Source organism: Streptomyces bobili (genome assembly GCF_002154575.1).
In the GTDB taxonomy this organism is placed as follows: domain Bacteria; phylum Actinomycetota; class Actinomycetes; order Streptomycetales; family Streptomycetaceae; genus Streptomyces; species Streptomyces bobili.
In genome coordinates, this window is the sequence record NZ_MUBA01000481.1 from 1 (window position 1) to 8,946 (window position 8,946).

General features: G+C 68.2%; 9 protein-coding genes. 4 read left to right on the forward strand and 5 right to left on the reverse strand.

Annotated features, from left to right (window positions below):
* The 3 genes from BZL64_RS30900 to rlmN all read right to left on the reverse strand — a co-directional run.
* Positions 1-1,028 (reverse strand): ABC transporter permease (locus BZL64_RS30900; protein WP_143663355.1); only part of this gene is annotated, 1,028 nt, incomplete at its 3' end.
* 86 nt (positions 1,029-1,114) lie between these two features.
* Positions 1,115-2,200: a thiamine ABC transporter substrate-binding protein gene (locus tag BZL64_RS30905; protein WP_086772449.1), complete on the reverse strand. Its 1,086-nt coding sequence runs from the start codon at positions 2,198-2,200 to the stop codon at positions 1,115-1,117.
* 245 nt (positions 2,201-2,445) lie between these two features.
* Positions 2,446-3,552: a dual-specificity RNA methyltransferase RlmN gene (gene rlmN, locus BZL64_RS30910; protein WP_086772450.1), complete on the reverse strand. Its 1,107-nt coding sequence runs from the start codon at positions 3,550-3,552 to the stop codon at positions 2,446-2,448.
* Between the two features lie 1,467 nt (positions 3,553-5,019).
* Here rlmN and BZL64_RS30915 point away from each other — a divergent pair.
* Positions 5,020-5,580 carry an HDIG domain-containing metalloprotein gene (locus tag BZL64_RS30915; protein WP_086772451.1) on the forward strand — a complete coding sequence of 187 codons (561 nt, stop codon included), beginning with the start codon at positions 5,020-5,022 and terminating at the stop codon, positions 5,578-5,580.
* Here BZL64_RS30915 and BZL64_RS30920 read toward each other — a convergent pair.
* Both BZL64_RS30920 and BZL64_RS30925 read right to left on the reverse strand, forming a co-directional pair.
* A complete protein-coding gene (locus BZL64_RS30920) occupies positions 5,568-6,038 on the reverse strand; it encodes an NUDIX hydrolase (RefSeq protein WP_086772452.1) in 471 nt (156 codons plus the stop codon). The genes BZL64_RS30915 and BZL64_RS30920 overlap by 13 nt on opposite strands.
* A 28-nt stretch (positions 6,039-6,066) precedes the next feature.
* Entirely contained in the window at positions 6,067-6,798 is a 732-nt protein-coding gene (locus BZL64_RS30925; protein WP_086772453.1) for an XRE family transcriptional regulator, read from the reverse strand.
* A 156-nt stretch (positions 6,799-6,954) separates the two neighbouring features.
* Here BZL64_RS30925 and BZL64_RS30930 point away from each other — a divergent pair, with 156 nt between their 5' ends.
* From BZL64_RS30930 to BZL64_RS40355, 3 genes are all read left to right on the forward strand, one after another.
* Positions 6,955-7,311, forward strand: a complete 357-nt coding sequence (locus BZL64_RS30930; protein WP_086772454.1) for an SCO3933 family regulatory protein — start codon at positions 6,955-6,957, stop codon at positions 7,309-7,311.
* A gap of 2 nt (positions 7,312-7,313) precedes the next feature.
* Entirely contained in the window at positions 7,314-8,666 is a 1,353-nt protein-coding gene (locus BZL64_RS30935) for an FtsK/SpoIIIE domain-containing protein (protein ID WP_086772455.1), read from the forward strand.
* An 82-nt stretch (positions 8,667-8,748) separates the two neighbouring features.
* Positions 8,749-8,907 carry a hypothetical protein gene (locus BZL64_RS40355; protein ID WP_167396220.1) on the forward strand — a complete coding sequence of 53 codons (159 nt, stop codon included), beginning with the start codon at positions 8,749-8,751 and terminating at the stop codon, positions 8,905-8,907.
* Positions 8,908-8,946: the final 39 nt, after the last annotated feature.

The following is an 8,946-nucleotide window of genomic DNA, read 5'->3' on the forward strand; positions in this document are numbered from 1 at the left end:
ACCGCGATCACGGTGGCGGCGAGGGCGTACTCCAGCGAGTTGCCGACGGCCTCGATCGGCGGAACCAGGAACACATTGCCCTCGTTGCCGGCCAGCGCCCGGTAGTAGGCGAAGTCGGGGGCGCCGAGGGAGCGTTGCACCAGCACCGCCAAGGGCAGCACGAGCAGCAGCGCGACCGTGCCGAGCACCCCGGCGAGCAGCGCCCACTGCCCCGCCCCGCGCGGCCGCCGTGCGGTCCCGGCCGCGTCCACCAGCCGCAGCGCGCTCTCCCGCCGCCGTACCGTCCAGGCGTGCACGGCGAGGATCGCGCCGACGGCGAGGAACTGGACGATCGTCAGGACGGCGGCCGTCGACAGGTCGAAGATCTCCGAGGTCTGCCGGTAGATCTCGACCTCCAGCGTGGAGAAGGTCGGGCCCCCGAGAATCTGCACCACCCCGAAGGAGGTGAAGGTGAAGAGGAACACCATGAGCGCGGCGGCGGCCACGGCCGGCGCGAGGGCCGGGAGGGTGACCTGCCGCCAGGCCCGCAGGGGCGAGGCGCCGAGCATCCGCGCGGCCTCCTCCTGCCGCGGGTCGAGCTGCGCCCACAGTCCGCCGACCGTCCGCACGACGACGGCGTAGTTGAAGAAGACGTGCGCGAGCAGGATCGCCCACACGGTGGTGTCCAGCCGTACGCCCCACAGCTCGTCGAGGAGACCGCCGCGGCCGACCAGCGCCAGGAACGCCGTACCGACGACGACGGTCGGCAGGACGAACGGGACGGTCACGACGGCCCGCAGGACCTGCTTGCCGGGGAAGGAGAAGCGGGCGAAGACGTAGGCGGCGGGCAGGGCGATCAGCAGGGTGAGCGCGGTGGAGGCGAGCGCCTGCCAGGTGGTGAACCACAGGACGTGCCGGATGTCGGACTGCCCGAGCACGTCGAACAGGCGCCCGAAGTGCCAGCCGTCGCCGGAATGCAGTCCGCGCGCGAGGATCGCGGCGACCGGGTAGGCGAAGAACAGCCCGAAGAACGCGACGGGCAGGGCCATCAGCCCCAGCCGCGTCGCGCTTCCGGTCCGCCGGCGGCGCGGGGCCGCCCGCCGGTCCGCGCCAGGCCCGCCTGCTGGAGGCCCGCCTACTTCAGTACGAGCGAGGTCCACGACTTGACCCACTGGTCGCGGTCCGCGGCGATCTTCGCCGGGGCCATCGTCTCCGGATCCTTGGCGGCCGGGCCGTACTCGGTGAACTCGGCGGGCACCGCCGCACCCTTCGCCACCGGGTAGACGAACATGTTGAGCGGCATGTCCTCCTGGAACGGCTTCGAGATCAGGAAGTCGATCAGTGCCTTGCCGCCCTCACTGTTCTTCGCGTTGCTCAGCAGCCCGGCGAACTCGACCTGCCGGAAGCAGGTGCCGGCCGCGACGCCGGTCGGCGCTGTCGTCGGCTTCGGGTCGCCGTAGATCACCTCGGCGGGCGGCGAGGAGGCGTAGGAGACGACGAGCGGCCGGTCCGCGCCGGCCTTCCTGCCGCCGGCCGAACCGGAGAACTCCTCGTTGTAGGCCTGCTCCCAGCCGTCGACGACCTTCACCCCGTTGGCCTTGAGCTTCTTCCAGTAGCCCTCCCAGCCGTCGTCCCCGTACTTCGCGGCGGTGCCGAGCAGGAAGCCGAGTCCGGGCGAGGAGGTGGACGCGTTCTCGGTGACGAGGAGGTTCTTGTACGCCGGCTTCACCAGGTCGTCGAAGGTGGCGGGCGGGGCCAGCTCGTGGTCGGCGAAGTACTTCTTGTCGTAGTTGACGCAGATGTCGCCGTAGTCGACGGGGGTGACCCGGTGCTTCCCGGCGTCGAGCTGGTACTGCCCGTCGACCTGGTCCAGCCCCTTCGCCTCGTACGGCTGGAAGACGCCGTTGTCGAGCGCGCGGGAGAGCAGGGTGTTGTCGACGCCGAAGAAGACGTCGCCCTGCGGGTTGTCCTTGGTGAGGATCGCCTTGTTGACGGCCTGCCCGGCGTCGCCGTCCTTGAGGACCTTCACCTGGTAGCCGGACTGCTTCTCGAAGTCGGCGAGCACGTTCTTGGAGACGGCCCACGAGTCATGGCTGACGAGGGTGACCGTCTTGCTCTTGCTCTCGCTCTGCGAGGAACCGCCGTCGTCCGACGATCCGCAGGCGGACAGCGTGACGAGACCGAGGCCCACGGCCGCGGCGACGAACGTCCTGGTGTGCACTGGAAATCCTCCTGGAGGTGACCAGGAAGAGACGCGGCCCCGCCCGGAACCCACGTGGGGTGTCCGGGCAGGGCGCAACAGCTCGAGTGATGACCGAACTTCCTACCCAGAATGACCTGGGCGAGGTTCAGAGGGTCTGCGGCCCGGTGCCGCACTCTCAGCGCTGTGGCGCTCCCCTGTCGGAATATGAAGATGTCTGATTTTCCGCACTGTCCGAAAAAACGACAGTACTTACGCCGGTCAGACTACCGCTCGGTCGCGGCGAGCTGACCACACGCCCCGTCGATCTCCTGGCCACGCGTGTCCCGGACGGTGACCGGCACCCCGTGCGCCGCGATGGCCTCGACGAACGCCTTCTCGTCCTCGGGCCGGGAGGCGGTCCACTTGGAGCCCGGCGTCGGGTTGAGCGGGATCAGGTTCACATGCACGGGCCGGCCCTTGAGCATGCGGCCGAGCCGGTCACCACGCCAGGCCTGGTCGTTGATGTCGCGGATCAGCGCGTACTCGATGGACAGCCGACGGCCGGACCTCTCGGCGTACTCGAACCCGGCGTCGAGCACCTCGCGCACCTTCCACCGCGTGTTCACGGGGACGAGGGTGTCGCGCAGCTCGTCGTCGGGGGCGTGCAGCGAGATGGCGAGCCGGCACTTGAAGCCCTCGTCGGAGAACCGGTTGATGGCCGGCACCAGCCCCACGGTCGACACGGTGATCCCGCGCTGCGAGAGCCCCAGCCCGTCGGGCGCGGGATCGGTGAGCGCGCGGATCGAACCGACAACCCGCTTGTAGTTGGCGAGCGGCTCGCCCATGCCCATGAACACGATGTTGGACAGCCTGGCCGGCCCGCCGGGAACCTCCCCGTCGCGCAGCGCCCGCATCCCGTCCACGATCTGGTGGACGATCTCGGCGGTGGACAGGTTCCGGTCGAGCCCGGCCTGCCCGGTCGCGCAGAACGGGCAGTTCATCCCACAGCCCGCCTGCGAACTGATGCACATGGTCACCCGGTCCGGGTACCGCATCAGCACCGACTCCACGAGCGTGCCGTCGAACAGCCGCCAGAGCGTCTTGCGGGTGGTCCCCGCGTCCGTCGACAGATGCCGTACGACCGTCATCAGCTCGGGCAGCAGCGCCTCGCGCAGCTTCTCGCGGGCACCGGCGGGGATGTCCGTCCACTCGGCCGGGTCGTGCGCGAACCGCGCGAAGTAGTGCTGGGACAGCTGTTTCGCACGGAACGGCTTCTCCCCGATCTCCGCCACCACCTCCTTCCGCTCGGCGGGCGAGAGGTCGGCGAGGTGCCGCGGCGGCTTCTTGGCTCCGCGGGGGGCGACGAAAGTGAGTTCTCCGGGTGCAGGCATAACACGTCCAGTGTGGCAGATCATCTGCGGGGGCCCAGGCCAGAGCGGGGTGGGGGTGGTCACCCGTAGGTGCTGACTGTCAGCGTTGGTCGGCTTCGGACGGCCCAGGGACGGCCCAGGCAACTCGGCCGTCGCGCGCTGCTTGACAGGTGAGCCATTGCGTCGCGTCGACGGCGGCGCCCCGGAAATGGCACCACACCCTATTCCGCAGGTTCTGAGCGCTCAAACGTTTTACCCATGCCGATGGGCCCGCAGAGTACTGCGAGCCCATCGACGCGAGTAATTCACCTCAAATTATCCGTATCGGCCAGCAGGTAGAAGTCCCATCCCGCGGCACTGTGCCCACCCCCGACCTGCGGAGCACCGTTACAGATCCCCTTTTCCTGGTATCCGTTGAAGAAAAGACTGTGGCACTGCTTGCAGAACCGCCAGTCGGATTGGGTGGTGTTTACAGCGTCGGGAATTTGGACGGCCATGCTTCCTCCGATTGTGAAAGTGGATGTGGAATTAGTTCGACTCGGCCTGCGTTCCTTATGCACCCGCGTGACCCTCTGATCTGCGGCTACCACTGACATCGCTTCGGCCGCAGGATGAATCCACCCCGAGTTACTTCAGCGCAGATTGTCCGGGTCGCTTACTAGATAGAAATCCCAACCCGCCGCCTTGTGTCCTTCACCTTCAGAGTGCCCACCCGCACAGTTTCCCTTGTTTCCGTAACCGTCGAAAAAAAGGACAAAACACTCCTTACAGAATCTCCAGCTCGGCTGAGTTGCATTCGCAGCGTCCGGGATGGTTACAGCCATGAATCCGCCGATCAATGAGAGGGAAGCGGTCCAGAGCAAGTTAACGCATGCATTGCTTGGAACCGTTCAGTAGACTGCGAGGACTCTTAAAATTCACGCTTATGGCCCACATTTATCCGCGCTTCTACGGCGTATCGGAACGTGTTGGTACGGAAATCTCGATTCCGACCACCACGACACAGACTCCCTGAACCCACCCCCTCCCCAGCTCCCATCCCGTCTGCCGTCGACCCACACACCGTGGAGCGGGCGTGGTTCAGGGCGTCAAGGTGGAGCGCGCCACTGTACGAACGACCTTGACGCCCTGGGCCGCGCCTGCTCGGCTCTGCCTGGGTCGACGGCGGACGGGATGGGAGCTCCCCGCCCACGCCACCGTCGGCCAGCGCCCGCGAACGGCGCCCCCGCCATCTCGGAGCCTGAGCGCCCCCGCCGGAGGCATGTCTGGCTCGCGAGTGACTTCCCCGCTCTGCCCGCGGCACTTAGCGCGCCGCCGGGCGCGGCCAGCCGGGGCGAAGACAGGAGGCAGGCCGCGCCGCAGAGGCGGCGCGCGCCCGCGCCGTGCGCGGGCACTTGATGAAGTAGGGAAAGTTGTACCGCACCCATGATCGAACCCGCTCGATCGTGGCCTGTCGGCTCACCGCTCGTCTCGGCTACCGTTCCATGCATGCCTTCTGTATTGGACACGCCTCAGGGAGCGGCCGAACTCGCCGAGTCTCTGCTTCCTCAGCTTGGGAACCGCTGGTTGCACACTCAGGCTGTGGCCGCTCGGGCTCGTGAGGCTGCCGCGGCTGTGTCCGAGGCTGACCGGGATCTCCTCGTCGCCGCAGCGTGGCTGCACGACATCGGTTACGCCCCCGAGCTGCGGGACACCGGGTTCCATCCCCTCGACGGTGCCCGCCACCTGGAAACGCTGGGTGCGCCGGCACGTCTCGTGCGGCTGGTCGCCCACCACTCCGGAGCCGTGTACGAAGCAGAGCAGCGCGGTCTCTCGGCAGAGCTGGACGTCTACGAGCGGGAAGACTCCCCCGTCCTCGACGCGCTGATCTTCGCCGACATGACGACCGGCCCCGCCGGACAGTCCTTCGCCTTCGACACGCGGATCGACGAGATCCTGGTCCGTTACGAGCCGGGCAGCGAGGTGCACAACGCGATCAGCAAGGCGCGTCCGTACCTCCAGGCCGCCGTCGAGCGAACCCTCGACCGCATGGCCGCTCAGCCGATGTAGGGCTCGGTCCGGCCGGCCAATCCGTGCTCGATCCGCATGCGCATCGACGGGTGGATGGTCAGCTCGTCCAGCCTGGTCGGATCGACGAACGCGACTTCCTTGCTCTCGCTGCTTGTCCGCAGCTGGCCGCCGACGATGCGGGCATGGAAGCAGATGGAGAACTGCTGGCGGACCTCGCCGTCGTCGTACGCCATGACGTGCCCGGGGTTCGTGTAGATCCCGATCAGGCCGGTGATCTCGACGTCGAACCCGGTTTCTTCCTTGGTCTCGCGTACAGCCGCGTCGGGTGCTGACTCGCCCAGGTCGACGCCGCCTCCGGGCAGGGCCCACAGGTCGTTGTCGGTCTTGTGGATGAGCAGGACCTCCCCGGCCTCGTTGCGGGCCACGGCGGTCACGGAGGGGACGAGGCTGTTCGCCTTCGGGGCGTTCGGATCGTTGAAGTAGTCGACGCGTGCCATGTGTTCAGCGTCGCACGCCGGGACCCCGTTATGCCTTCCGGCCCTGGTCCCAGGCGTAGTCGAAGCTCCGCATGTAGTGCCGGAACGTTCGTGCTCCCGGCAGGTACTTGAAGTGCATCACCGGGTTCTGCCCTGCGGGAGCTCCCAGCACGTGGGGGTTCACCAACACGTCGTCGTCGAACCGGTAGATCGAGTTGTAGAGGATCGTGTCGTGCAGCCGGATCTCGACACCCGGCGTCGACATGGCGGGCTGCAAGTACCGGCGAGTGATCCGCGCTCGCGCCGCCAGATCGTCGCCGATGCCCTCCTCCTCGCCACGCTGGCGCACTGCTGCGGACTCCGGGTCGCCCAGCAGGATGCGGACCTGGGCGCCGGCCTTCGCCTTCTCGGCCAACTGGTCCGGCAGGTCCGGGTGACTGTCGAAGAGGAAGAGGCCCGCGTACACCAGGATGTCGACCTGGTCCGTCGCCTTCTCGATCAGGGAGGACCACAGCGGGGCAGGAACGGCACCGCGGTGCGGGTAGTACGTGATCAGCTCCGACGCGCTCGCCTTCTCGGCCTGCTTCTCGACTGACGGCCAGACGTAGACCTCGTCGACCCCCAGGAAGCTCGCGGCCTTCCAGCGGTGCCCCCGGTGCGGAGTCCGGTTCGTGGTGATCCAGCGCTCAACGCTCTTGGGGTCGACTCCGACGTGTTCGGCAACGGACTGGATGGTCTCGCCCTTCGCCGAAATGGCCGCGCGCAGACGCTCGTTCGCCATGGCTGCCCTCTCCTGGGACGTCTCAGGGACGTTTTGACGATAACTCAGACGTCCCTAAACGTCCATACGGGCCGTGATGCGTCCACCCCTCCTCGCGGTCTCCTGATCTCACCGACGGAAGTCGGTCAAGCACCCACTACAGCAGGAGACAAGACGATGCGTCAGATCCCCGTGGACACCTCCGCCGCGACCGTGATGGTCGCCAAGACCCCGCAGCCCAAGGTGAAGGACCGCCGTACCGGCGAGATCGCACTGGACACCGAGACCGGCGCCAAGATGATGACCGTGGACGTGATGTTCGCGGCGAACGACGAGGTGGAGATCCTGTCCATCGCCGTCCCGGAACCGGGTATCTCCGGTGAGCTGACCATGGGCACGCCGGTCGCGCTCACGGGCCTGATCGCCCGGCCGTGGGAGAACGACTTCAACGGTCAGAAGCGCCACGGCATCGCCTTCCGCGCCGTCGCGGTCACGTCCCTCGTCGCCGCTGCCGCGAACTCCAAGGCGGCCTGATCATGACCACCTTCACGGTCGCTCTGGCGCTGGTCGTCGCCGCTGCGGGTCTCCTGCGGTGGCGGCGCCCAGCCTGGTACTGGCTGACCTTCGGCGTCACCTTCGCAGCGTTGCGGGTCCTGGTCCGCTACGCCTCCGTCATGGACGCCTGCGGTCTGACGGTCCCGCCGTCGCGCTGGCGCCTGGCTCTGGCGCGGGTTACCAACCGGCCCATGCCGGAGTCCCGCCCGCCGCGCATCCTGCGCTTTCGCCCGACCAGGACCGGCCTGGTCCTGCGGCTGGGCCTGCGCCCCGGTCAGGACGCCTTCGACGTCGCCGCCGCCTCGGACCGGCTCCGCCACTCCTTCTCGATGTACGGCGTCACCTCACGTGAGGTGCGCTCGGGAGTCGTGGAAGTGCGGATGACCGGCTACGACGTCCTCAAGCGGGTGCAGATGCCCGCGAAACTCGACACCCGCCCGATGCGCGTCCCGGTCGCCCTGCGCGAGGACGGCTCGGTCCACTACCGCGACTACCGTGCCATTCCGCACGCCCTCACCCTCGGCGCCACCGAGTCGGGCAAGTCCGTCTACCAACGCAACCTCGTCGCCGGGCTCGCCCCGATGGACGTCGCCCTGGTCGGCATCGACTGCAAACAGGGAGTCGAGCTGTTCCCGCTGGCTCGCCGGTTCTCGGCGCTCGCCGACAACCCCGACACCGCAGCCGAGCTGCTCGACGCACTGGTGTCCCGCATGGAAGCCGTCTACCAGCTCATCCGCGCCGAACAGCGCATCACCGCTGACGTCGCTGACGCGGAGATAGCCGCCGACGTCTGGGACCTGCCCGAACATCTGCGGCCTGTGCCTGTCGTGGTCCTGGTCGACGAGGTCGCCGAACTCGCGCTGAGCACGAAGAAGAACGACCCGCGCCGCGACCGCATCATCAAGGCCCTGGTCCGCCTCGCCCAGCTCGGCCGCGCGGCCGGCATCTACCTGGAGATCTGCGGGCAGCGCTTCGGCTCCGAACTCGGCGATGGCATCACCATGCTCCGCGCCCAGCTCACCGGCCGTACCGCTCACCGCGTCAACGACGAGACCAGCGCCAAGATGGCCTTCGGCGACATCTCCCCGGATGCCGTTCTGGCCGCCATCCAGATCCCCGCCGAACTGCGCGGCGTCGCCGTCGCCGGGGACTCCACCGGGGGCTGGCACCGCATCCGCGCTCCGCACACCTCCCTTCGCCAAGCCGTGAACACCTGCAACCGGCACGCTCACCTCGTCCCGGACCTGCCCGAACTGGCCCCGTTCCGGCCGGAACTGACCGGCACGTCGGAAGCCCCGGTGCCGCGGTCCGAGACGATCCCCGCCACGGTCTGACCTCCCCGTTCCACGGTCGGCGCGACCGCCCTTCGCGCCAGGTCCCTACCCCGCCACGCCCAATGAAGGGAGAACCCGCGTCATGTGCCCCGACTGCGAGGACTTCGCCCGCACCGTCCTGCTCCTGGGCCAACTCGCCCTCTACGCCGACACCACCGGCGCCGACCTCGACTTCGTCGACGCCGTCAGCCCTTCTCTGGCCGCCTCGCTCCCCGAGCCGCCGACCGGGGAGGAGTCCTGATGGCCGCCCGCCACGGCCTGCGCGTCGACGCCGTCCTGG